We start from the raw sequence: 22,816 nt of genomic DNA, 5'->3' as shown, positions 1-22,816 counted from the left end.
AATATTATTAAATTCTATATTAAATTTTTATGAGGCAAAATAAAAATGTGCAAGCCAAAAGTTTTCTCTTCATTGCTTGCACAACTTTTTTACTAATAATATTTTGTTTTATCCTACTTTTTCTTTGTAATTCAATAATATATACTTGCAGTATGGTTTCCAATATATAATTTTTCACTGGCATCTTCGCATTAATTTTGCATTCAAAAGTACACTGGTATCAAATCTTCTAGTGTCATTCTTAAACCTTATTTCCGTAACCTCATCTTCAATACTTATAATTTCACCTAAGCCAAAAGAAACGTGCTCTACCTTATCACCTTTTTTATATTTTCCTTCAAAATCATTCAAATTAAGTTTACATTCCTTTATAAATCTTGAAGGCTTTCTAACGCAGCCTTTAAGCTCACTCGTTATAGAAATCCACAAATTTTCTATTGCACGCGTTATTCCAACATAAAAAAGTCTTCTTTCCTCTTCTATATTCTCATCAATACTGTTCTTATGTGGTATATTTTCCTCATCACAGTTTATTATAAATACATTTTTAAATTCCATGCCTTTTACTCCGTGAATTGTACTTAAAAGAACCGTGTCCTTACTTGTATCTACTTTATTTTCTTTTATTTTCTCCCTAACCTCTTCTATATGTGAAAGAAATTTAATTATATTATTATATCCATCACAAGCACTTTTAAATTCTTCAATTATATCCATCATTTCTTCCACATCAAAGCCTCTTTTTTTACAGTAATCTTGAATATAATCACTATAGCCTAAATCTGAAATTATAAACTGCACAGCACTTAAAAGGGACATTTTATTTAAATTTCTTATCTTAGTTTGAAGTTTTTCAATGTCTTTAATTTGGAATATAGGAAGATCCTCTATATTTTTTAATATATCAAAGACACTTTCCATATTGCCATAACTTTTTACTTTTTGAAGATTAACCTTACTTATATACCTAAATGGTCTATTTATTATCCGCAAAAAACTTTCGCGATTAAATTCATCAATACTAAGCCTTAAATACGCAGCTATATCTTTACATATAAAATGTTCAAAAAAATTATACTCCCTATCCAAAAACTTAAAAGGAATATTTCTTCTTATGAAACTGTCAATTAGACTCCTACTTTCAACATTAGTTCTATACAGTATCGCAATATCAGAATAATTATAGTCTGATATGTTTTTTAATTTTTCAATTTCTATTGTTATTTTATCTGCTTCTATATTCTCATTTTTGCTGTTAATTATAGTTATCTTTCCACTGTCTGATTTATTTGCATCTATGTCCTTTAAATTTCTCTTCTCATTATTTGCTATTAAATTCTTGGAAATGTCAACTATATTCCTAACACTTCTATAGTTTGTACTTAGAAATAGCTTTCTTCCATCCTTAAATATCTTATCAAAATCCACCATGCAATCTGGCCTTGAACCTCTAAAAGAATATATACATTGATCTTCATCTCCTACTGCATATATACTGCTTTTTTCACTTAGCATCTTTAAAAGCTTTATTTGAAGAGAATCGGAATCTTGAAATTCATCAACTAAAACATACATAAATAGATTACTGTAGCCGCGAAGGAGTTCAGGTCTTTCCTCAAACATTTTCATACACTCTATTTGAAGATCATCAAAATCCATAAGTGAATTATCCTTCTTATAGCTTTCGTATCTTTCATAGCATTCCTCAAAAATTTTCTTATCTACTTGAGACTTAAAGTCTTCCATGCTGCACTCGCTGCACTTAAGACTTGATATATCGTTTATTACCTCTCTTAGCTTATCATCATTTACTTCATCCATGTACTTCATAAGAACTGATTTAACTATATTGTATTTTTGAATTTCCTCTATGATTTTTATATTTCCTTTATGCCTTGATAGTATCTTATAGAACAAACTATGAAAGGTTCCAAAAAAAGGCGTTTTTCTACTATTAAAATAGTTTATATATCTTCGCTTCATATTTACCGCTGCAGCCTTTGTAAAAGTTATTACTATGATATTGTCAGTGGAGACTTTTTTCAAGCTCATAAGATGCCTAATTCTATTGGTTATTATGCTTGTCTTCTTAATTGAAAAATTATTTAAGTAATCCCTCATATATTCTAAATCCTCTTGTTTTAGAGAATCAGGAACATACTCAGTATTATATACTGGTCCAAATTTACATAGATAATCTACTCTATTAAGAATAACTTGAGTTTTTCCTGCTCCTGGACATGCTACGACAATGCAGTTACTTCCACCATTAAAAACTGCATTTCTCTGCATGTTATCAAGATGTTTATAGCTTTGTTCTATTATTTTATCTCTCAATAAACAAAATTCTCTTTTTACAGCTTCTGAAATCATACCTTACCCACCTAGTTTAAACTTATACTTTCAAATATTTTATTTTTGTTTAACTTATACATTTTATATTTCTTCTAGTAAGTAGTCAAACTAAAAAATTATATAATCATCACATTTTTAATTCTTATCATATTAAAAAATTTTAAACCACTATAATTTCAAATACCTAACCCAATTAATTTTATCTTCGCTTTAAAGCACAGCTTACGAAGATTTCTACATAAGTTATATAAATGTATGTACCACTATGTTGTAAAAATACTTTTAAGGTGGTATGCCACTACATTGCGAAAATATATTGTAATAATTTTGATATGGTATTAGAATAAGTTATAATATATAAATACATTAGTAGGGCTTTTGTTTATATTTAACTATGGAAACCCTACAGGAAAACAAATGCATAACTATACCACTTAAATGATAGGGGAAATTTTTATGGAATTCAAAAAGAATTTTGATATTAAGGATGACAGAAATCTGACAATGCTAGTGGATTTCTACGAACTTACTATGGGAAATGGATACTTAAATAAAAATGTGGGAAATAAAACAGCCTATTTTGATATGTTTTTTAGAAGGGTTCCTGACAACGGTGGCTACTGCATAATGGCTGGTGTGCAACAACTAACAGAGTACCTTTCTAATTTAAGATTTACAAAGGAAGATATAGATTATCTAAGAAGTAAACACGAATTTTCTGAAGAATTCCTTTCATATCTTAAAGACTTTAAATTTGAATGCGATGTATGGGCAGTACCAGAGGGTAATCCTGTATTTCCAAATGAACCTCTTGTAACTGTAAAAGGCCCTGCAATTCAAGCTCAATTTGTTGAAACTATGATACTATTAACAATAAATCACCAAACTTTAATAGCCACAAAAGCAAACAGGATATGCAGAGCTGCTGGAAACAGACCTGTTATGGAGTTTGGTTCTAGACGTGCTCAAGGCTATGACGGAGCTATTTATGGTGCAAGAGCAGCTGTTATAGGCGGTTGCAGCTCAACTGCTTGCACTATATCTGAGCAAATGTTTGGAGTTAATGCTGTTGGTACCATGGCTCACAGTTGGGTTCAATTATTTGATAATGAATTTGAAGCTTTTAAAGCTTGGGCTGATGTATATCCTGAAAATTGCGTACTTTTAGTAGATACTTATAACGTTTTAAAATCAGGTCTTCCTAACGCTATAAAAGTTTTTGATGAAGTTTTAAAACCAAAAGGTATAAGACCTAGCGGAATAAGAATAGACAGCGGTGATATAACTTATCTTACAAAAAAATGCAGAAAAATCCTTGATGAAGCTGGATACAGCGATTGTAAAATTGTAATTTCCAATTCATTAGATGAACATATAATAACAGATGTTCTTCTTCAAGGCGCTGAAGTTGACAGTTTCGGAGTAGGCGAAAGACTTATAACTGCAAAATCAGAACCTGTTTTTGGAGGAGTATTTAAGCTTTGTGCTGTAGAAAATGACGAAGGAAATATCGTTCCTAAAATCAAAATAAGTGAAAACCAGGAAAAGATAACAAACCCAGGCTTCAAAAAAATCTACAGATTGTTCGATAAGGAAACAGACAAGGCTTTAGCGGATTTGATTACTTTAAATGATGAGGTAATTGATGAAACTAAACCTCTTGAAATATTTGATCCTATTTACACTTGGAAGAAAAAGAAATTAACGCATTACTATGTTAAAGATTTAAGAGTTCAATTATTTAAAAAAGGAGAACTCGTATATGAAAATCCTGAAGTTTTAGAAATAAGAAATATAGCAAAAAAAGAAACAGAAAAGCTTTGGGCTGAAGTTTTAAGACTTGAAAATCCACATACTTATTATGTTGATCTTTCAAAAAAGCTTTGGGATCTAAAGCACAATTTACTTGAAAAATATTCTAATGCATTTAATAGCTAATAGGAGGATGTTAAATTGAATTTCTCAAATAGAGTTCACAATATGGATTTTTCACCAATAAGAAAGTTAGTTCCACTTTCAAAGGCTGCTGAAGATAGAGGTATAAAAGTATACCATTTAAATATAGGTCAGCCAGATGTAAAAACTCCTGATACTTTCTTTCAGGGCATTACAAATTATAACGAAAAAATAGTTAAATATTCTGATTCTCAAGGAATAGATACTTTAATAGATAGTTTTATAAGATCTTTGTCTGATTCAAACATATATTTCGAAAAGGATGAAATAATGATTACTCACGGTGGAAGTGAGGCCATACAATTCGCAATAATGGCAACCTGTGATCCTGGTGATGAGATATTAAGTCCTGAGCCATTTTACTCTAACTACAATAGTTTTGCAAAAGTTTCGGGTGCAAAAATTGTTCCCTTTGAAACAAAGATAGAAGATAACTTCCATCTTCCAAAAAAGGAAGAAATCATAGCTAAAATAACTGATAAAACTAAATGTATTATGCTTTCAAATCCTTGCAATCCAACTGGGACAGTCTATTCCTATGAGGAGATGCGAATGCTTGGAGAAATAGCAAAGGAGTATAACTTATTCATCATATCTGATGAAGTTTACAGACAGTTCATATTCGATAACGTTCCATATACTTCAAGTATACATTTAACTGATATACTTGATAGAGTTATTCTCGTTGACAGTATATCAAAACATTATAGTGCCTGCGGTGCTAGAATTGGTTTAGTTGCTTCTAAAAATAAGGACTTAATGCACCAAATACTTAAGTTATGTCAGGCAAGACTTTGTGTTTCAACTATTGAACAATATGCTGCTGCAAATTTAATAAATACAATGGGAAGCTATATAACAGATGTAAAAATGGCCTATAAGAAAAGACGAGATATAATGTATTCAGGTCTTAGTAGTATTCCTGGAGTTATCTGCAGTAAACCTGAAGGAGCATTTTATATATTAGCAAAGCTTCCAGTAGATGATTCAGATGCCTTTGCAAAATGGCTTCTTACAGACTTTTCTTATAACAACGAAACTGTCATGTTCGCTCCTGCTTCAGGTTTTTATGCAACTTTGGGCCTTGGAAAAAGCGAAGCAAGATTTTCATATTGTACAAGTATAGAGGACATAGAGAATTCTATAGTTATACTAAAAAAGGCACTTGAAGAATATAATAAATAAAATTATAAAAAGCATACAATTTTTATGTATGCTTTTTATCAAACCTATATCTTAAATTTATTTATAAACCACTTTAAATTCTTCAAATACTACTAGCATATCCTCTGAAAATTTCTTTCCTTCTTCTTCTAATTCTTTTGTAAAAAAGCTTATATGGGCTCTTTTCCAGTAATCTAAAGATTTGTCTCCCTCTCCCTCTATAAACGCAAGCTCCTCTGTTACTTCCTTAAATGGCAGCACTGTTACCTTAGTAGTTTCAATTACACACTGTGCTGTACCACTATAATCCGTAATTATACTAAAATCACCCTTTTTAGGTAATGGATCATTTTCCAATTCATAAAAGTAGTATAGACTTGTAGTCCCTCTTTTAGTTCCCTTCATTACAAGATCAGCTAAATTATTTGCACTATTTTTATCTCCTCCAAAATACCATGAAGAATACGTTTTTTCAGTATTCTCTATATCTTCTTCTATAAATCCTAAATAATCTGTCCACATTTTCTTTACTGTATCATGTTCTCTTTCCATATTAATGTCCTCCTAATACCATCTAAAGGGCCTGGATATATTCTCCAAGCCCCTATAGCTACTTACCTAAAAAACTTCTAACTATTTTTTTCATTTCATCTTTACTACAAATATCTTTATGAATAACTTTTCTTTCATTAAGTCCTTTAACACCACTTGGTATATCCTTATTTATAACCTCACTCATCTTCTTCATGAGTTCAAAATCGTCGTAAGAAGCATATTTATTATCAAGAGAGGTCATAACTGCATTTGTAAATTTGTATGGACTTGCAGTTGACGCTATAACAGTTTTTGCTTTATCCTTCGTATTCTTTAAATATTTTTCATACACACTATAAGCTACAGCCGTATGAGTGTCTATAAGATATTTATTTTCTTTATACATTTTTTCTATAGCCTTTTTAGTTTCTTCCTCTGTAGCATATCCAGCATAAAAATCCTTAAGTTTTTTCTTCATATTCTCTGTTATATTATATTTTCCGCCTTCACTAAGCTCTCTCATAAAATCAGCCACCTTGCTTGAATCTCTATCGCATACAAGATAAATAAGTCTTTCAAGGTTACTTGAAATTAAAATATCCATGGAAGGTGATATTGTAGTTACAAACTCTCTATTTCTATCATAAGTTCCATTTTCAAAGAAATCATAAAGAACTTTATTGTCATTTGAAGCACATATTAGCTTATTAATAGGCACTCCCATACTCTTAGCAAAATATGCTGCTAGTATATTTCCAAAATTGCCTGTAGGAACAACAAAATTTATCTTTTCTCCAAAATTAATTTCACCTTTTGAGCACATCTTAGAATAAGCATAAAAATAATATACTATCTGAGGAACTAATCTTCCTATGTTAATTGAGTTTGCAGATGAAAATACACAATTATTCTCTTTAAGCTCCTGTATAAATTCTTTGTCCGTAAATATTTTTTTAACTCCGCTTTGAGCATCATCAAAGTTTCCTCTTATAGCCACAACATGTGTATTTTTTCCTTTCTGTGTTACCATTTGAAGTCTTTGAACTTCACTCACTCCATCATTCGGGAAAAACACTATTATCTCGGTACCTTCAACATCCTTAAAACCTTCTAATGCTGCTTTTCCGGTATCGCCAGATGTTGCTGTTAAAATAACTATTTTATCCTGAATTCCATTTTTCTTTGAAGCAGTTTTTAAAAGATATGGTAAAATTGAAAGTGCCATATCCTTAAATGCTAAGGTAGGACCATGATATAATTCTAAAAAATATGTATCTCCTGCCTTTTTTATAGGAGCTATTTCTTCTGTATCAAATTTGCTGTCATAGGCATTTTCAATGCAGTACTTGAGCTCCTCTTCAGTAAAATCGGTAAAAAAAGTCTTCATAACTTTATAAGCTATTTCTTTATAATCCATATTAACAATATCTTTAATATCAAAATCAAGCTCTGGTACTCTCTCTGGTACATACAAGCCACCATCATCAGATATACCCTTTAAAATAGCTCTAGACGCTAAAATACTAACATCATTATTTCTGGTACTTTTATAATATATGTGATTCATCAGTTTTCCTCCAATATTTATTGTATATTTTCTATTCTTATGATATTATCCACGCTCTTTGTATACTTAGAACTTTTAATTCTATCTATAGCACTCTTTATCATTCCTTCATTGGCCGAATGGGTAAAGTACACTACAGTAACACACTCTTCTCTCTTTCCCTTTTGCATAACAGAAAGAAGACTTACCCCCTCTTCTCCAAAGATCATTGAAATTTCTCCAAGAACACCCGGCAAATCCTTGACTGTTATTCTCACATAGTACTCACTTCTTGTTTTGTCCATAGGATTAATTTCTCTATTCCAGTAGTTCTTTTTGACTGTGCTTATAGCTGATAAATCAACATTTCCTCTAAGTATAGATATTACATCTGCAACAACTGCGCTTCCAGTTGGCAAATCACCTGCTCCTCTTCCGTAAAGCATTATATCCCCAACAGCATTTCCTTTTATAAATATTGCATTAAACGAATCATTAACATTTGCAAGAGGATGCCTTTCTGGTATCATAGTAGGATGAACCCTCATCTCAAGTCCCGTCTCAGTTTCTTTTACAATAGCTACTAATTTTATTACATATCCAAACTCTCTCGCAAATTCTATATCTATAGGTTCTATTTTTGTTATTCCTTCTCTATATACATCATCTACATTTATCTTAGTACCAAATGAAAGTGAGCTTAATATAGCAAGCTTATACATAGCATCATAAGCCTCTATATCAGAAGTTGGGTCAGCCTCTGCAAATCCTTTCTCCTGTGCTTCTCTTAGTGCATCATGAAAATTCATTTTTTCAAGAGTCATTTTAGTTAAAATATAATTTGTAGTTCCATTTATTATTCCTATTAATTGTTCAATTTTATTGGCAGTAAGACTTTCATTTATGGCATGTATTATTGGAATTCCTCCAGCAACACTTGCTTCATAATAAAACATAACTCCCTCTTCTTCAGCAGTATCAAATAACTCATCGCCTTCTGTTGCAAGAAGCATTTTATTTGCAGTTACAACATGCTTTTTGTTTTTCATAGCTCTTAATATATAGTCCTTAGCTGGATTTATTCCACCTATTACCTCAATAACTATTTTTATAGACTCATCTTCAAGTATGTCATCAGGGTCTACTGTAAGCAATTCACGAGGTACATCTATTCCCCTATTCTTATCTATATTTCTTACAAGAATTTTTCCAATTTCTATATCATACCCCGACCTTTTTTGTATTTCTTCTTTATTTGTATTGAGTATTTTTAAAACTCCTCTGCCTACATTACCAAGCCCCAAAATTCCTATCTTAATTTTATCCATCTATAGCCCTCCTAAAATTTGATAAAAAGCAAAATATACACTGACATAGGTTTCCTCTAATATTATAATTATCTTAACATGTTTTAGAACAAAATACAATTGTTTGTGTAATATATACATATCTATATAAAGAAAGATGCCTTATAACTTATAGGCATCTAATTAAACATTATTAGCTATATAATTAAACACTAGTAGCCTTACTTCCCTTAAAGGCAAACTTACTGACTTTAGGAAACAAAACCTCTATTACTTCATTTACATCTTCATTATAAGACATATATATTTCATTACCTTCACTATTTCCATTTATAGTGTTAAGATAAATCTTTAATTCACTTTTCAATTCTTCAAAGTTCAGATTAAAATTGTCATACAAAAGTACAACTATAACTACTCTATTCTCTAAACCAAAATTCATACCCACTTTCTTCATAACATCATCATTTATAACATTCTCTAATTCATATAATTTTGTAATTTTTAAATCCTCTATACGAAATCCAGAACCTTCGTAGAAGCTTAGTACCTTACCTATTAGCTTTCTCTCTACAATAGTGGGTTTTAATATTAATAATACTCTTCTCATGCTATTTCCCCTCCAAACATAGCATTCAGAATATTAAGTAATTTTATTCATTTTTATATTGTACCTTTGGAGTACTCTTCTTTAGACAAATATTTATTGCCTTTTATAAAGTAATCATAGTACATCTTTGTTATTCCATCATCACCTAATTTTTCAACACTTTTAAAAGGACATTCTTCCTTTGTATTTTCATTTTTATAAAAAATACATTCCTCAAAACATGAAATCTCCTTTTCTGTAGTAGTTAAAAATGGACAACTTCCCATATATACCCCTCCAAAATAAAATATATATTTTATTATAAACTATAGAATACAAAATATAAAGTATTTTCTCACATTTTTGAAAATTCTACCTCTATAAAAATTTTATATTATTTTTACTTACTATTTATATAATTAACATAATTTATAGTAACTCTTTATTCGTTAACATATTTTTTATGGTATAATTAATCTATATAAAATACTTCATTGTTTATTTCACTAAAGTATAGTTTTACAAGTTTACATGGAGATGATGTCAGATATGAAGAATAAATTACTAAATGCTTCTTTAGCTTTTTTTATTTCCTTTATTTTAGGACCTATATTGCTTTACGTTATTTTAAAATTCACGGTATTTAGTTATATAACTTATTTCTTCACGAAACAATATATAATAGAGATGTACTTATGGGTTTTAATATTAGGCTTCATACTTTTTTTGATATTAAAATCTTCAAGAAATTTTATGATATATAAGTTAAGTAAGATACCAACGATAAAATCAAAAGTTATATCCATAAAAAAGTTAAAAGAAAAATCTATAAATCTTGGAATACTAGAAATAGATGTTGATTCTGATGACATCTATATAGTTAAGTTTAAACATAACAACAAAACCATTGATAAGATAATACAAAAAAATGATATCAAAAGTGATCTTCGAACGGATGAAGAACCATATGTTGAATATAAATACTGGGACTTAATGAGGTTCCTTGATAAGTTTCACAACATAACAGTTCATACAAAAAAAAATTAATTACTAATAATTCCCCCCGATATAAAAAATCAGGGGGAAAGTCTTTATTTCACATACTATAACATTTTTTATTGCATACTTCATCTTATTTATGGGAATACTTTATATACAGTAAATATAATTTTATCTTAATTAGAGGTGAAGCTTATGAATGTTACAACCATATCTCTTAAATACTTTTTCTTTGCCCTTACAATAATAGGTGCTTTACTTTCATTCTATTATAGAAGTTTGGTTTCCAAAACATCCCCAGGAAATAAAAATCGTGAAAAAATTTTAGGAAACATGAAAGATCCTATTTCATGGAGAGAACGTAACAGCAAATTATCCTATATTTCAATGTTTTGGACTGCTGTATCCTTTGTAATTTTTCTGTACTTTCTCTTATTTTCAAGAACAGGTACATTATCTGTGACCTACTTGATTATTTATATAGTATTAATTGCCGCATCATTATACTTTGTCAAATCCAATAAAAAATCTACTGACGCTTAACTCTATAAATAGCATGAATAATCTACTAGGTTTATTCATGCTATTATAGAATTAGCCTATCCATTTAAGACATGCTATGCATATTCTTTACGCTTTATATAATAGGCACCTATTTTTTCTTAATCCATTGCCCTTAGACTCCTAAAATGTTATACTCGTAAAGTAGACTATAGGCTTTCTAATATAATTTATTTTTGTTCTATATGCTATTATTAATTTCTAAAATAAGTGTACTTTTACATAGAAAACCTATATAAAATAAAATTTATTGGAGCGATGACCTTTGAAACGTAAACTTTTATCAATTTTGTTATCTGGAATACTTTCCTTATCTATTTCTTCAAGTGCACTAGCGGCAGTCAATCAACCTGATATTGCTGGAACCTCTGCTATATCAATTGATGCCAAAACTGGAGAAGTTATCTACGCTAAAAATCAAGATGCAAAAGCTTTTCCTGCAAGTACAACAAAATTATTAACATCTATAATTTTAAACGAAAATAAAAAGCCATCAGATTATCTTTATTACTCCGAGAGTGCTAAAGAACAGCCTGAATATTCGTTTGATAAGAATATTCATCCATTAAATGTAGGCGAGAAGCTACCAAGTGATGTTGTATTAAAATCTCTTTTAATGTATTCGGCCAATGATATGGCATATGTTATAGCTGCAAATCTTATAAATAAAATCAACTCTCCTACTGATGAGGTAAAAAAAGATTTTTCTATTATTATGAATAATGAAGTTAAAAAGCTAGGGCTTAAAAATACTCACTTTGTAACTCCCAATGGACTTCATGATCCAGACCATTACTCTACAGCTTATGACATGAGTAGAATAGCCAAAACTGCTTTTTCAATAAATTGGATACTAAAAACAATATCTACACAAAAAACCACAGTAACCCTTAATGATGGTGCAAAACCAGAATTAAAAAACACAAATAAAATAATAGATCCTAAAGAACCAGTTTATGACAAAACCTGCATCGGTGGTAAAACCGGTTATACAAATGAAGCAGGAAGATGTTTAATAACTATATTTAATAGAAATAATAAGAAAATAATAGGCGTAGTAATGAAATCTCAATATGATAAGGATGATGTTCAAGTTTTTAAGGACATGAATAACCTTATTAATTATAGCTACAGCATAAAACCTACTATTTTATATCATAAAAATAAAGTATATAAATATGAAATAATTAAGTACAGGCCTCTAAAATATTTTGGTTACTACAAAACTATAAAGGTTCCTTTAGTACCTAAGGAGGATGTAACTTATTATAAAAATTCCTTTAATGATTCAGAAAAAAAATTAACAGAGAAGATTTCTATTAATCCTTGGAATTTAAGCACTGATACAGCTGTAGGTAATTTAACTTTGAAGGAAAGAGATACTTTAAAACAATACAAGCTTTACCCTTCGATTTCAACTAAAAATATCATGGCTGATAATAAATTCCTATACTCAGGCATAGTCGTAGCCTTCTTAGCTGTTATTGCACTATTAGTCTTTGGTTTAGTTAAATTCTTTAAAGGAAGAAATAAAAGTTCTTGGTAAAATAAAAAACATAGGAAAATATCTTAATATATTTCCCTATGTTTTTTATTTAATATTTCTTTGTATCTTATTCTGTAAGCTTCCTCTATCATTTCAGCTTTAAAATCATCTTCATTCATTTCTAAATCTTTATTTCTCATAATACCTTTTATAGATAATTCAGCTACTTTCTTTATTAGTTTAACTCCATAACCTTTTAAAAGTTCCTTCTCCAAATCTTCTTGACTTCTAACTATTTCTTCATCAATTATATGCTCTATATGAATACCTTTGTTTTTTAATATATAGCTTATCAAAATTCCTCTATTACAACTAATTGGATCCAGTTCTTCACCCATAATTACTATATTAAATCCTTTTACTAGTCCATTTTCTATTCTTGACATTCCACTTTTTACATTTTCACTTACCCTTGCAGTTTCAAAATCATGAGCTTCATTTTTCTCAAAATTAAATTCATCATGCATAGGTATGTAATATATACCTTGATTGTTTAGAAGCTTTTTTAAACTTTCTATATTATCTGACTTATTTCTTATATCAACAACGCAGTTTATACTATATTTATTAATAAGGATATAAATCTCTTCATCTTTTCTAGAACCATATCCTACGGTATAAATTAATTTTTTCATGTAGACCTCTCTTTTTATTTATTTAAATACTGAAAAATATCACTCATAAACTGTGGTAAATTAACCTGCATTTTTGCCGTTATTATGTTTTTGTCAACACAATTTCCTATTCTAACATATTCTCCACCTGCATTAATAACATCATCACTTATAGCTTCCGTACAGGTAACTTTATGTCCACTTAAAACCTTAGCAGATATAAGAACATAATTTCCATCACATATTACTGCTAAAAGTTTGTCTTTTTCTTTCATATGTCTTATTATTCTTTTAACATCATCATTAGTTCTAAGCTTATAAGATGCTGAACCTCCTGGAATTATAACTCCATCATAATTATTCTCATCAATTTCCTCGGCAGATGCATCCACATCAACAATATAACCATGTGTTCCTGTATAATTATATTTACTTCCTGTACCAACTAAGGTTACATCATAACCAGCCTCTCTTAATCTATATAAAGGATACAAAAGTTCTATATCCTCAAATCCATCTTCTACCAATATAATTAAATTAACCATTCACACTTCTCCCTATTATAAGAAAATCAAAGTAAGACTTATCCTATACATATGTTATAGCTTAACTAATTTTCTCTTACTTTGTCTTATTATTTACAAAATCATATCCTATTATTATAATATAATTCTTACACGATTGCACACTTGAAATTTCAACGTAAAAATTACTCATGGTTGCTCTATAAAACTTGACATAAAATATCTAATATTATATTATTAAAATACCGTTTTAATTAGCCTTCACCAATTTTTAGGTGTGAGGCATTTTATAATACTTTTAATATTACATAGGAGTGATTTTAATGGCTGCAAATGAAATAAGAACACGTTTTGCACCTAGCCCTACTGGTTATATGCATATCGGAAACTTAAGAACAGCTCTATATACCTACCTTATTGCCAAACATGAAGATGGTAAATTCATTTTAAGAATTGAAGATACAGATCAGGAAAGATATGTAGAAGATGCACTAGCTGTTATTTACAAAACACTTGAAATGACAGGCTTAAAACATGATGAAGGTCCTGATGTAGGTGGCCCTGTTGGACCATATGTTCAGAGTGAAAGAAAAGGACTTTATCTAGACTATGCTAAAAAACTAGTAGAAAAAGGTGAAGCTTATTACTGCTTCTGCTCTAAAGAAAGACTAGATATTTTAAAAACAAATTCAGAGGCTTTAAAAAGACCTTTTAAGTATGACAAACATTGCGCTAACTTATCAAAGGAAGAAGTTCAAGAAAAACTTGATGCTGGAGTTCCTTATGTTATAAGACAAAATAACCCAACTACAGGCTCTACTACCTTTGACGATGTTATATACGGAAGAATTTCTGTTGATAATTCAGAACTTGATGACATGATTTTAATAAAATCAGATGGATATCCAACATATAACTTTGCCAATGTTGTAGACGATCATTTAATGGGAATAACTCATGTTGTACGTGGAAATGAATATTTATCTTCAGCTCCAAAATACAATAGACTATACGAGGCTTTTGGTTGGAATGTACCAATATATGTACATTGTCCTCCAATAATGAAGGATGCGCATAGTAAACTAAGTAAAAGAAACGGCGATGCTTCCTTCCAGGATTTAATTGAAAAAGGATATCTTAAAGAAGCAGTATTAAATTATATTGCACTTTTAGGTTGGAATCCTGAAGGAACTAATGAAATATTATCTCTTGAAGATATGGTTAAGTTATTTGATTACACTCACATAAATAAATCTCCAGCTGTATTTGACCCAGTTAAATTAAAGTGGATGAATGGAGAGTATGTAAGAAAGCTTAGTCTTGATGAATTTCATAAGGCTGCACTTTCTTATTATGATGGAGTTATAACAAAAGAAAACATAGATTTAAAGAAAATAAGTGAATTAATTCAAACAAGGGTAGAAATTTTTAGTGACATTCCTGAAATGGTGGATTTCTTTAATGAGCTCCCTGATTATGATATAGAAATGTACACTCACAAAAAGATGAAAACTAACCCTGAAATATCATTGGACAGCTTAAAAAATTGCCTTCCTGTTATAGAAAATATAGAGGACTGGAATTTAGATAACATCCAAAATACAATAATGAATTACATCAAAGATTTAGGTGTAAAAAATGGCGTTGTATTGTGGCCTTTAAGAACTGCTCTTTCTGGAAAGAAATTCACTCCTGGTGGTGCTTTTGAAATTGCAGATATAATAGGAAAAGATGAATCTATAAGAAGAATAAAAATAGGAATTGAAAAATTAGAGAAATAGTAGAAAATAACACACATATGCAAAACATATGTGTGTTATTAATTTGATGTTAAACTAATCACTGTTTTTAATCCATCTTCCTTAGTTACAGTGAATTTTCCTGAAGCTATATTATCAATATCATCCTTTGTTTTTCCCTTTAGACAATCAGGTACCTTATCTGGCTTTATATCATCTCCAATAAGTGTTTGGGCATTGGTATCATAGGAATTTATTGTATTGTCCGAGTTATCTGCATTGTATGCATCAATAGCATGACTAAGTGTCCTAGCACTTGCTTGTATATTTGATTTCTCCGCTTTTATTTTATACGCCGAAATGGATGGTACCAAAATGGCTGCTAAAATAGCAAGAATAGCAATAACAATTATTAACTCAATAAGTGTAAATCCTTTATTATTAATTCTATTTTTCACTTTGAATTTCATCTCCGTAATTTAACAAAATTTTATTTATTTTCAATTATAACCATTATACTTTAACTTATACACCTCGTTGATTGCTACTCTTAAGTTTATTTCTATTAATTTGAAAAATAGAATAGTCCCTATCCTCATATATTATATAAATTAAATCAGTATTCCTAAGTAGTCTTGTATTAGGCATGTCGTTTCTTAAAATTGCATACTTGATATTGTACTTTTTAAATACATAAATCATGTAATCATAATTATTTAAAGCTTTAATCTGATCTACAAATGCATTTGTTTTATTAAAATTGTAAGTAAACAAATCCTGACGTGAATCCACAAAAGTTTTTATTCCTCTAAATATAATATATGGACTGCTGTTATAATCGTTAAATGTTCTAGAGTTTTTTATCTCCTGATGTGAATTTATAAAATTACATGCTTTTATTGGATTTTCTGAATCATTTGTAATATATTCAAAATTATGGAAATGAGTATCAAAAAAATATTGCTTTATGCATAAAGAAGATTTAACAATCATAACTACTATGAGGAACCCACAGGTTATGTAATTTAATTTTGGTATTATAGATTTTAATTTTTCAGGTTTTATTCTTGAAACAAATTTCATAAAAAAATCGAAATAAAAGCTATTAAAGTATAAGGATATAACTGGAAGTACGAACAAATATATTACATCCACATGCCTTTTAGCGCTTATAGCTAAAATTATTAATGCTCCACAAAACAAAAAATCCTTAAATTTGATTTTAGATACTGTACAGATACAAACCGTAATACATATTATAATTAAGGCAACTTTATAGTCATATATAGGAGTTATACACCACTCATTTATATACCTATTTATATCTATATTTTTCATCGATAAATACGTATACTTATAAAGATTATATCCATATGGATTTATAAGCACAGTAATTAGACTAAAAATTAAATACTTATAACTAAATGGTATAGTGTAGTATGCAAAAATCATTAAATAAAGAGGATAAATACCCCCATGAATATTAACCCCCAATATTAAAACAATCAATGCAAATAAGTATTTCTTTTTCTCTAACAATATAAAACTACACAAGAGTATAAGTTTTGATATTAAAACGGGTCTATATGTAATATCATAAAAGTCACCAAATATGTAAACCCACATTATTATTAAGGATACTACTTTATTTTTATTTCTTATTAGTGCAAATTTATATACTAGTAAAGCTGTGCTGCAATTTACTATGGTAGAAAAAATTATTACAGAGGTAAACCCTTTAATTTTATATACCAAATAAGCTATAACCCCAAAAAGCCATTCGTGACTTATCCATTTAAGTTTATTTTCAATTCCGTACCATGAAAATATATCCTCACGTGGTATAACCCTATTTTTAATTATATACTCACCAACTTTTATATGCCAAAAACCATCATTTATTATATTTAGCTTTAATCCGCAAACTAAAGCTGTGGTAATGGCAATTATAAAGCATATTCTAAATAATATTACCTTAGTAATTTTGTTATTTAAAATATTATTTTTCGTCATCTTCTACTTCCTTTACATATTTGTTCCAGGTAACAATCATGTTGAATAAACTCTCAACATCCTGTCTATTGTAAAGAAGTATTTTATCCTTTTTATCAGACGGCATTCTTAATGAATATTCCGAATCCTTAACTATCTTACCAAATGTCTTTGCCAATGTAGATCCACTTATAATCTCACTTTCTCTATTTATCTCAAATATTTTTTCAAGATTCTTAAGTCCTACACATCTCTTTGTTACTTTTTCATATTCCTTTTGCAAATCTATGCTTATAAATTCCTTATTCACTTCCATGTTTATATTACTTTTTTTAAATAAATAATTTATAACTGTAAAATCATTATTACCTGAAAAAGTAACAATATAGTCTTTTTTTAATTCAGTTTTAGCTTTTAAAAAATATTCTTCTGCAATTTTTAGTATTCTTTCTGAATCACTTTTATTTTCTATCATATATTGAGTTGTATTTAACTCACCTGATTTTTCATCAAAGTAAGCACATCCAAATACTCCAATACATATAGGTTTTTTATAAACATAATGCTCTAAATCAAAAAATAGAGCCTTAGAATATATTTTATCACTATCTTCCAATTTGAACCTATCAACATCATTGACTTTTAAGCTCGTTACAGCATTTCTCTTAATCAAAATTATCACTCTCTTTTTGCTTATTCAGTAAACCAAATACTTTCTTGATTTAGTCTTACTGTTATAATATGCCAATTAACTTCTAAACCCTACAAATTAATAGCTTACTTATTTTTAATCTAATTCATTATACCATATAATGTAATTTTTTTCATCAAATATTAATATTGCTTTCTAAAATACCTATGATGTACCTTTATATTGTTAATGTATTCTACTACATAATATTAGCATTTTTTAATTATCAATGTGTATAAAATTCAAAAAACAAAAGAAGGTTTTAAAACCTTCTTTTAACCAATATAAAATTGAGGCCTTATATATACTAAAAACTAATAACTGTAATGTATATCTAAAATTAGAATGCAGGCACTACCTCACCCTTATATTTATCATTAATATATTTCTTAACCTCTGGTGATGTTAATGCTTTATTTAAAGCTTTTATATAAGGTTTATCCTTATCTTGCTTTCTTACTGCAAGAACATTTGCATATGGTGCATCTTTAGGCTCTGAAACAATTGCATCCTTTGTAGGATTTAGATTCGCTTGTAATGCATAATTAGAATTAATTATTGAAGCTGTTACATCATCAAGTACCCTTGGGAGCTGTGCTGCATCTAACTCTTTTATTTTTATATTCTTCTTGTTCTCAATTATATCAAGTTTTGTAACAAGGTCAGCCTTTTTTAATTTTATAATTCCATTTTGCTCTAATATTTTAAGTGCTCTTGATTCGTTCGTTGAATCATTTGGAACAGCTATTTCATCACCATCTTTAAGTTCACTTAACTTTTTAATTTTATGTGAGTATAATCCCATAGGCTCAATATGAACTTTAACTGTATAAGTTAAATCCATATGTTTTTCCTTATTGAAAGTTTCTAAGTAAGGTACGTGCTGGAAGTAGTTTGCATCCAAGTCTCCATCATTAAGAGCTGTATTTGGAGTAACATAATCAGTAAATACCTTTACTTTTAATGTATACCCTTCCTTTTTTAGAAGTGGTTTTACAGCATTATTCAATATTTCTGCATGTGGAACTGCTGTTGCTCCTACTACTATTGTTTTCTTATCATTGCTGCTTGTACTACTGCTTGTACTTGAACTGCATCCTGTTAAAGCTCCTATTAAAACTGCTCCTGATAAAAGTACTGATAAAAATTTTTTCTTCATAATTTTTCCCCCTATTTTTTATTTATTTAACCATTAATTTATAAACAAAGTTTCCAAGTGATTGTAAAATTTGAACTATAATCATAAGTATTATTACTGTATAAACCATTACTGTGGTGTTAAACATATTATACCCATACTGCATTGCAGCAGCTCCAAGTCCGCCACCGCCTATTGCACCTGCCATAGCTGAATATCCTATTATATTAATAACTGTAAGAGTAATTCCTAAAACAATAGATGGCATGGCCTCTTTTATCATAACTTTAAATATGATTTGAAAATTACTTGCCCCAAAAGATTTAGCAGCTTCAATTATTCCTGTGTCCACCTCCTTAAGTGAAGATTCTATAACTCTAGCTGCAAATGGAAATGCTCCAATTGTTAATGGAACTATCGCTGCTGTTGTACCTATTTGTTTTCCTGTAATTAATTTTGTGAATGGGAATATCGCAATCATAAGAATTAAAAACGGAAAAGATCTTAACATATTTATTATAAAATCTAATATTTTATATACAATTTTATTTGGCTTTAAGCCATTTTCATCTGTTACAACAAGTATTATAGCTGGTATAAATCCAATTATTATAGCAAATAAGGTAGATACAAAAACCATATAAATTGTTTCCCAAAGTGAAGGTAACAAAATCTGTTTTAATATATCTGTTGTACTCATTATGCCACCTCCCAAATTGCATTATGTGAAACCAAATAATTACATATAACTTCTTTGTTTTCTTCTGAAATGTTTATAACTAAACTTCCCAAAACATCATCTCTAAATCTTTCAAGTTTACCCCATACAATTGAAAAATCCACATTGAGTTCTCTTGCCATTGATGTTATAAGTGCACCTTCACTGCTATTCTTAGGGAATATAACTCTTATGTTTATCCCCTCCTTAGGAAGTACATCATCGTCACTTTGTCCTATAAGTTTCTTCATCTCACTGCTTGGATTTAAAAATAAGTTCTCTACGTCTCCAGTTTCTTTTATAACCCCAGCATCAATTAGTGCGACTCTTTCACATATACCTTTAACAACTTCCATTTGATGTGTAACAATAACTATTGTTATACCAAGTTTAGAATTGATTGTTCTTAACAAATTTAGTATTGATTTTGTAGTATTAGGATCTAATGCAGATGTAGCTTCATCACACAGTAATATCTTAGGGTTTAATGCTAACGCTCTTGCAATAGCTACTCTCTGTTTTTGACCTCCACTTAAGTTTGAAGGCTTACTGTGTATCTTGTCAGTTAAATCAACAAGTTCCAAAAGCTCTTTAACTCTTGAAGCTATTTCATTTTTAGGTACTCCCCAAACTTCAAGCGGCAAAGATATATTATGATATACATCTTTTCTATTAAGCAAATTGAAGTTTTGAAATATCATTCCAACTTCTTTCCTAAATTCTCGGAGATTTTTTCCATTAATTTGCTTCAAGTCTTTTCCAAAAACTATTACATTTCCTTCATCATAAGTTTCAAGCCCATTAATACATCTAAGTAATGTTGACTTTCCAGCTCCACTATGACCAACAATTCCAAATATTTCTCCGCCTTTAATCTTCAGATCAACATCTTTAAGAACCTTATTTCCTGAAAAATATTTAGAAACATTTTTTATTTCTATCATGTCATTCACCTTTTCCCATTAGATTAAAAAATAATAAGAGCCAGAGAATAAACTCTGGCTCTAAAAGCTCGATTTATATTCTCATCTCTCAGCTAGCGCTGCAGGAATTAGCACCTTGTATAATTAACATATACAGGTTGCTGGGCTTCACAGGGCCGGTCCCTCCACCTCTCTTGATAAGTGCACTAATTTATTAATTTCTTTATTTAATATTATAGTTAGTATATATTTAAATGTCAATATGAATTTAGTCTTTTTTATACGCAATTCATATATTTCCAATTTAAATAATATGATTTAATTCAAAAATAATGCCTTAAAAGGAAATTATATCACCTACTTAAGGCTAACACTAAATAATCAAATTCTAATCTCTAATCCTCATCGACAAAATTACGTATCGTCTTTATTTGCTGCAAGGTTAGTGAAACAAATTCACAACCGATTACATAAGAATTATCATTACAGCCTGTCCATCTAACCACCGAAAGACACCAAAATGATGGTTTTCTCTCAATATTAAGAAGAAAACTCACAAAATCTCCTGACCTTAATAGCATTCTGCTTTTAAAGCATATTCCAGATTCTGATATGTTAACTGACTTTAATATTGGCTCCCTATCCTTATATTTTTCATATACGCTCTCATCATTTATTCTAGGATATGAGATTTCTAAGTCTATTCTCTTTCTATTTTTACCTCTTTTTTCTGTTTTATATTTATAAACCTTATGCCTATCACTGATATCAGACTTAGAGGCCAATACCATATAAATTCCCCCTTCGAATTTATGTATAGTTACCTATCTCATATGTATTATATCATAATTCAACATAAATATTAACATCAATTATAAAAACTCTTGTTTTTGTTGAGTAGCCGCCAGTTGACATCAATCTGATTAAATGATACTATTTAATTGAAAATGATATTCATTGCTATTATCTATACATATTAAAAGGGAGTTGAGTTCTATGATTATTGAAATAATAATAACACTTCTTATAATAAGTGCAGCCTTATATGTTTTTTATAAAAACTTTAAAAAAGGAGCAAAAGGTGAATGTAATTGCTGCTCAGGCTCAAAATCCTGCAGCAACTGCTTGCCACATAAAGAAATTAAATAGTATTTTATTATAGGGTTTCTATACATTTTTATATAGAAACCCTATATAAGTTTAAACTTTCAATTTTTCACAAACATACTGCTCAAATTCAGCAGCTATTTTTTTATCCATATCTTTTATTCCCTTAAGTTTATATTCAATTCCAAGCTTATCATACTTTTTTACTCCTAGCGTATGATAAGGAAGAATTTCAAACTTTTCTACTTTATCTATCTTCTTTATTATATCAACTAATTTATCCATGCTATCATAATTATCTGTTATACCTGGAACCATAACATGTCTTACCCATGTAGTTACTTTTAAATCATTAACCTTATCGACAAACCTATAAAATTCTTTAATATTTCCAAGAACTAAATCTTTATATCCCGTATCATTTATATGCTTTATATCAAGTAATACAAGATCTGTATATTTTAAAATTTCTTCATAACTACCACATCCAAAACCTGCTGTATCAACTACTGTATTTATTCCATTTTCCTTGCATAACTTTAAAAACTCTAATAAAAATTCTGGCTGCATTAATGGTTCTCCTCCAGAACATGTAACTCCACCCCCAGATTTATCGAAATAGTTTTTATACCTTTTAACCTTTAACATTAACTCTTCAGCTGAAATTTCCTCACCAGAATTAACATTCCAAGTATCTGGGTTATGGCAGAATGCACACCTAAGCCTGCATCCTTGAAAAAACACAACAACTCTTATTCCCGGTCCATCAACTAAACCCATGGTTTCTATAGAATGAATTTTTCCCAAATTAAC

Annotated in this window: 23 protein-coding genes and 1 riboswitch; of the genes, 7 read left to right on the top strand and 16 right to left on the bottom strand. The window is 29.2% G+C overall.

Going from position 1 to position 22,816, the window contains the following annotated elements; all coding sequences use genetic code 11:
• Window positions 1–174 precede the first annotated feature (174 nt).
• Complete coding sequence (locus CA_RS05335; protein WP_010964321.1) at window positions 175–2,373, bottom strand: ATP-dependent helicase; 2,199 nt, start codon at window positions 2,371–2,373, stop codon at window positions 175–177.
• 438 nt (window positions 2,374–2,811) lie between these two features.
• On the opposite strand from CA_RS05335, the gene CA_RS05330 reads away from it, so the two are divergent.
• Together CA_RS05330 and CA_RS05325 are read left to right on the top strand one after the other, a co-directional pair.
• A complete protein-coding gene (locus CA_RS05330) occupies window positions 2,812–4,293 on the top strand; it encodes a nicotinate phosphoribosyltransferase (protein WP_010964320.1) in 1,482 nt (493 codons plus the stop codon).
• Window positions 4,294–4,308: 15 nt separating this feature from the next.
• The gene (locus tag CA_RS05325; RefSeq protein WP_010964319.1) at window positions 4,309–5,496 is read left to right on the top strand and encodes a pyridoxal phosphate-dependent aminotransferase; all 1,188 of its coding nucleotides are present in this window, start codon (window positions 4,309–4,311) and stop codon (window positions 5,494–5,496) included.
• A gap of 57 nt (window positions 5,497–5,553) precedes the next feature.
• Here the strand turns inward: CA_RS05325 and CA_RS05320 are convergent, their stop codons facing one another.
• The 5 genes from CA_RS05320 to CA_RS05300 form a co-directional block, all read right to left on the bottom strand.
• Window positions 5,554–6,027, bottom strand: a complete 474-nt coding sequence (locus CA_RS05320; RefSeq protein ID WP_010964318.1) for an ASCH domain-containing protein — start codon at window positions 6,025–6,027, stop codon at window positions 5,554–5,556.
• A gap of 58 nt (window positions 6,028–6,085) precedes the next feature.
• Window positions 6,086–7,576, bottom strand: coding sequence for a threonine synthase (gene thrC / locus CA_RS05315; protein WP_010964317.1), 1,491 nt, complete (start codon window positions 7,574–7,576; stop codon window positions 6,086–6,088).
• Between the two features lie 17 nt (window positions 7,577–7,593).
• A complete protein-coding gene (locus CA_RS05310) occupies window positions 7,594–8,883 on the bottom strand; it encodes a homoserine dehydrogenase (protein ID WP_010964316.1) in 1,290 nt (429 codons plus the stop codon).
• A gap of 184 nt (window positions 8,884–9,067) precedes the next feature.
• Window positions 9,068–9,472: a nucleoside-diphosphate kinase gene (locus tag CA_RS05305; protein WP_010964315.1), complete on the bottom strand. Its 405-nt coding sequence runs from the start codon at window positions 9,470–9,472 to the stop codon at window positions 9,068–9,070.
• A 53-nt stretch (window positions 9,473–9,525) separates the two neighbouring features.
• On the bottom strand, window positions 9,526–9,738 hold the full coding sequence (locus tag CA_RS05300; RefSeq protein WP_010964314.1) for a hypothetical protein: 213 nt from the start codon (window positions 9,736–9,738) through the stop codon (window positions 9,526–9,528).
• Between the two features lie 262 nt (window positions 9,739–10,000).
• On the opposite strand from CA_RS05300, the gene CA_RS05295 reads away from it, so the two are divergent.
• The 3 genes from CA_RS05295 (at window position 10,001) to CA_RS05285 (ending at window position 12,557) form a co-directional block, all read left to right on the top strand.
• On the top strand, window positions 10,001–10,498 hold the full coding sequence (locus CA_RS05295) for a hypothetical protein (RefSeq protein ID WP_010964313.1): 498 nt from the start codon (window positions 10,001–10,003) through the stop codon (window positions 10,496–10,498).
• A 147-nt stretch (window positions 10,499–10,645) separates the two neighbouring features.
• On the top strand, window positions 10,646–10,993 hold the full coding sequence (locus CA_RS05290) for a hypothetical protein (RefSeq protein ID WP_010964312.1): 348 nt from the start codon (window positions 10,646–10,648) through the stop codon (window positions 10,991–10,993).
• A 283-nt stretch (window positions 10,994–11,276) separates the two neighbouring features.
• Entirely contained in the window at window positions 11,277–12,557 is a 1,281-nt protein-coding gene (locus tag CA_RS05285; protein ID WP_010964311.1) for a D-alanyl-D-alanine carboxypeptidase family protein, read from the top strand.
• Between the two features lie 23 nt (window positions 12,558–12,580).
• On the opposite strand, the gene CA_RS05280 is transcribed toward CA_RS05285, so the two are convergent.
• The gene (locus CA_RS05280; protein WP_010964310.1) at window positions 12,581–13,192 is read right to left on the bottom strand and encodes a DUF488 domain-containing protein; all 612 of its coding nucleotides are present in this window, start codon (window positions 13,190–13,192) and stop codon (window positions 12,581–12,583) included.
• Window positions 13,193–13,206: 14 nt separating this feature from the next.
• Window positions 13,207–13,716 carry a type 1 glutamine amidotransferase gene (locus tag CA_RS05275; protein ID WP_010964309.1) on the bottom strand — a complete coding sequence of 170 codons (510 nt, stop codon included), beginning with the start codon at window positions 13,714–13,716 and terminating at the stop codon, window positions 13,207–13,209.
• Between the two features lie 302 nt (window positions 13,717–14,018).
• On the opposite strand from CA_RS05275, the gene gltX reads away from it, so the two are divergent.
• Window positions 14,019–15,476, top strand: a complete 1,458-nt coding sequence (gene gltX, locus CA_RS05270) for a glutamate--tRNA ligase (RefSeq protein ID WP_010964308.1) — start codon at window positions 14,019–14,021, stop codon at window positions 15,474–15,476.
• 38 nt (window positions 15,477–15,514) lie between these two features.
• Here the strand turns inward: gltX and CA_RS05265 are convergent, their stop codons facing one another.
• The 7 genes from CA_RS05265 to CA_RS05235 all read right to left on the bottom strand — a co-directional run bounded on the left by CA_RS05265 (window position 15,515) and on the right by CA_RS05235 (window position 21,687).
• Window positions 15,515–15,892, bottom strand: a complete 378-nt coding sequence (locus CA_RS05265) for a prepilin-type N-terminal cleavage/methylation domain-containing protein (RefSeq protein ID WP_010964307.1) — start codon at window positions 15,890–15,892, stop codon at window positions 15,515–15,517.
• 67 nt (window positions 15,893–15,959) lie between these two features.
• Window positions 15,960–17,447, bottom strand: a complete 1,488-nt coding sequence (locus tag CA_RS05260; RefSeq protein ID WP_010964306.1) for a hypothetical protein — start codon at window positions 17,445–17,447, stop codon at window positions 15,960–15,962.
• A complete protein-coding gene (locus CA_RS05255) occupies window positions 17,434–18,099 on the bottom strand; it encodes a ribonuclease H-like domain-containing protein (RefSeq protein ID WP_010964305.1) in 666 nt (221 codons plus the stop codon). The genes CA_RS05260 and CA_RS05255 overlap by 14 nt, the downstream gene beginning before the upstream one ends.
• A gap of 358 nt (window positions 18,100–18,457) precedes the next feature.
• On the bottom strand, window positions 18,458–19,276 hold the full coding sequence (locus CA_RS05250; protein ID WP_010964304.1) for a MetQ/NlpA family ABC transporter substrate-binding protein: 819 nt from the start codon (window positions 19,274–19,276) through the stop codon (window positions 18,458–18,460).
• A gap of 22 nt (window positions 19,277–19,298) precedes the next feature.
• Window positions 19,299–19,955, bottom strand: coding sequence for a methionine ABC transporter permease (locus CA_RS05245; protein ID WP_010964303.1), 657 nt, complete (start codon window positions 19,953–19,955; stop codon window positions 19,299–19,301).
• Window positions 19,955–20,917: a methionine ABC transporter ATP-binding protein gene (locus CA_RS05240; RefSeq protein WP_010964302.1), complete on the bottom strand. Its 963-nt coding sequence runs from the start codon at window positions 20,915–20,917 to the stop codon at window positions 19,955–19,957. The genes CA_RS05245 and CA_RS05240 overlap by 1 nt, the downstream gene beginning before the upstream one ends.
• Before the next feature lie 78 nt (window positions 20,918–20,995).
• Window positions 20,996–21,100: riboswitch (SAM riboswitch) on the bottom strand.
• 191 nt (window positions 21,101–21,291) lie between these two features.
• A complete protein-coding gene (locus CA_RS05235) occupies window positions 21,292–21,687 on the bottom strand; it encodes a PilZ domain-containing protein (RefSeq protein WP_010964301.1) in 396 nt (131 codons plus the stop codon).
• 205 nt (window positions 21,688–21,892) lie between these two features.
• Between CA_RS05235 and CA_RS05230 the strand changes: the two genes are divergently transcribed.
• The gene (locus tag CA_RS05230; protein WP_010964300.1) at window positions 21,893–22,045 is read left to right on the top strand and encodes a FeoB-associated Cys-rich membrane protein; all 153 of its coding nucleotides are present in this window, start codon (window positions 21,893–21,895) and stop codon (window positions 22,043–22,045) included.
• Between the two features lie 51 nt (window positions 22,046–22,096).
• Here the strand turns inward: CA_RS05230 and pflA are convergent, their stop codons facing one another.
• Window positions 22,097–22,810, bottom strand: coding sequence for a pyruvate formate-lyase-activating protein (gene pflA / locus CA_RS05225; RefSeq protein WP_010964299.1), 714 nt, complete (start codon window positions 22,808–22,810; stop codon window positions 22,097–22,099).
• Window positions 22,811–22,816: the final 6 nt, after the last annotated feature.

Source organism: Clostridium acetobutylicum ATCC 824 (assembly GCF_000008765.1).
GTDB lineage: Bacteria > Bacillota > Clostridia > Clostridiales > Clostridiaceae > Clostridium_S > Clostridium_S acetobutylicum.
Note: the sequence above shows the minus strand (reverse complement) of the source record. Positions and strands in the feature narration are given on the sequence as shown.

What these genes read in the sequence shown, in the direction of transcription:
- CA_RS05335 (WP_010964321.1), bottom strand. Translation starts at nt 2,373, where the DNA reads ATGATTTCAGAAGCTGTAAAAAGAGAATTTTGTTTATTGAGAGATAAA.
- CA_RS05330 (WP_010964320.1), top strand. Translation starts at nt 2,812, where the DNA reads ATGGAATTCAAAAAGAATTTTGATATTAAGGATGACAGAAATCTGACA.
- CA_RS05320 (WP_010964318.1), bottom strand. Translation starts at nt 6,027, where the DNA reads ATGGAAAGAGAACATGATACAGTAAAGAAAATGTGGACAGATTATTTA.
- thrC (WP_010964317.1), bottom strand. Translation starts at nt 7,576, where the DNA reads ATGAATCACATATATTATAAAAGTACCAGAAATAATGATGTTAGTATT.
- CA_RS05310 (WP_010964316.1), bottom strand. Translation starts at nt 8,883, where the DNA reads ATGGATAAAATTAAGATAGGAATTTTGGGGCTTGGTAATGTAGGCAGA.
- CA_RS05305 (WP_010964315.1), bottom strand. Translation starts at nt 9,472, where the DNA reads ATGAGAAGAGTATTATTAATATTAAAACCCACTATTGTAGAGAGAAAG.
- CA_RS05300 (WP_010964314.1), bottom strand. Translation starts at nt 9,738, where the DNA reads ATGGGAAGTTGTCCATTTTTAACTACTACAGAAAAGGAGATTTCATGT.
- CA_RS05295 (WP_010964313.1), top strand. Translation starts at nt 10,001, where the DNA reads ATGAAGAATAAATTACTAAATGCTTCTTTAGCTTTTTTTATTTCCTTT.
- CA_RS05290 (WP_010964312.1), top strand. Translation starts at nt 10,646, where the DNA reads ATGAATGTTACAACCATATCTCTTAAATACTTTTTCTTTGCCCTTACA.
- CA_RS05280 (WP_010964310.1), bottom strand. Translation starts at nt 13,192, where the DNA reads ATGAAAAAATTAATTTATACCGTAGGATATGGTTCTAGAAAAGATGAA.
- CA_RS05275 (WP_010964309.1), bottom strand. Translation starts at nt 13,716, where the DNA reads ATGGTTAATTTAATTATATTGGTAGAAGATGGATTTGAGGATATAGAA.
- gltX (WP_010964308.1), top strand. Translation starts at nt 14,019, where the DNA reads ATGGCTGCAAATGAAATAAGAACACGTTTTGCACCTAGCCCTACTGGT.
- CA_RS05260 (WP_010964306.1), bottom strand. Translation starts at nt 17,447, where the DNA reads ATGACGAAAAATAATATTTTAAATAACAAAATTACTAAGGTAATATTA.
- CA_RS05250 (WP_010964304.1), bottom strand. Translation starts at nt 19,276, where the DNA reads ATGAAGAAAAAATTTTTATCAGTACTTTTATCAGGAGCAGTTTTAATA.
- CA_RS05245 (WP_010964303.1), bottom strand. Translation starts at nt 19,955, where the DNA reads ATGAGTACAACAGATATATTAAAACAGATTTTGTTACCTTCACTTTGG.
- CA_RS05240 (WP_010964302.1), bottom strand. Translation starts at nt 20,917, where the DNA reads ATGATAGAAATAAAAAATGTTTCTAAATATTTTTCAGGAAATAAGGTT.
- CA_RS05235 (WP_010964301.1), bottom strand. Translation starts at nt 21,687, where the DNA reads ATGGTATTGGCCTCTAAGTCTGATATCAGTGATAGGCATAAGGTTTAT.
- CA_RS05230 (WP_010964300.1), top strand. Translation starts at nt 21,893, where the DNA reads ATGATTATTGAAATAATAATAACACTTCTTATAATAAGTGCAGCCTTA.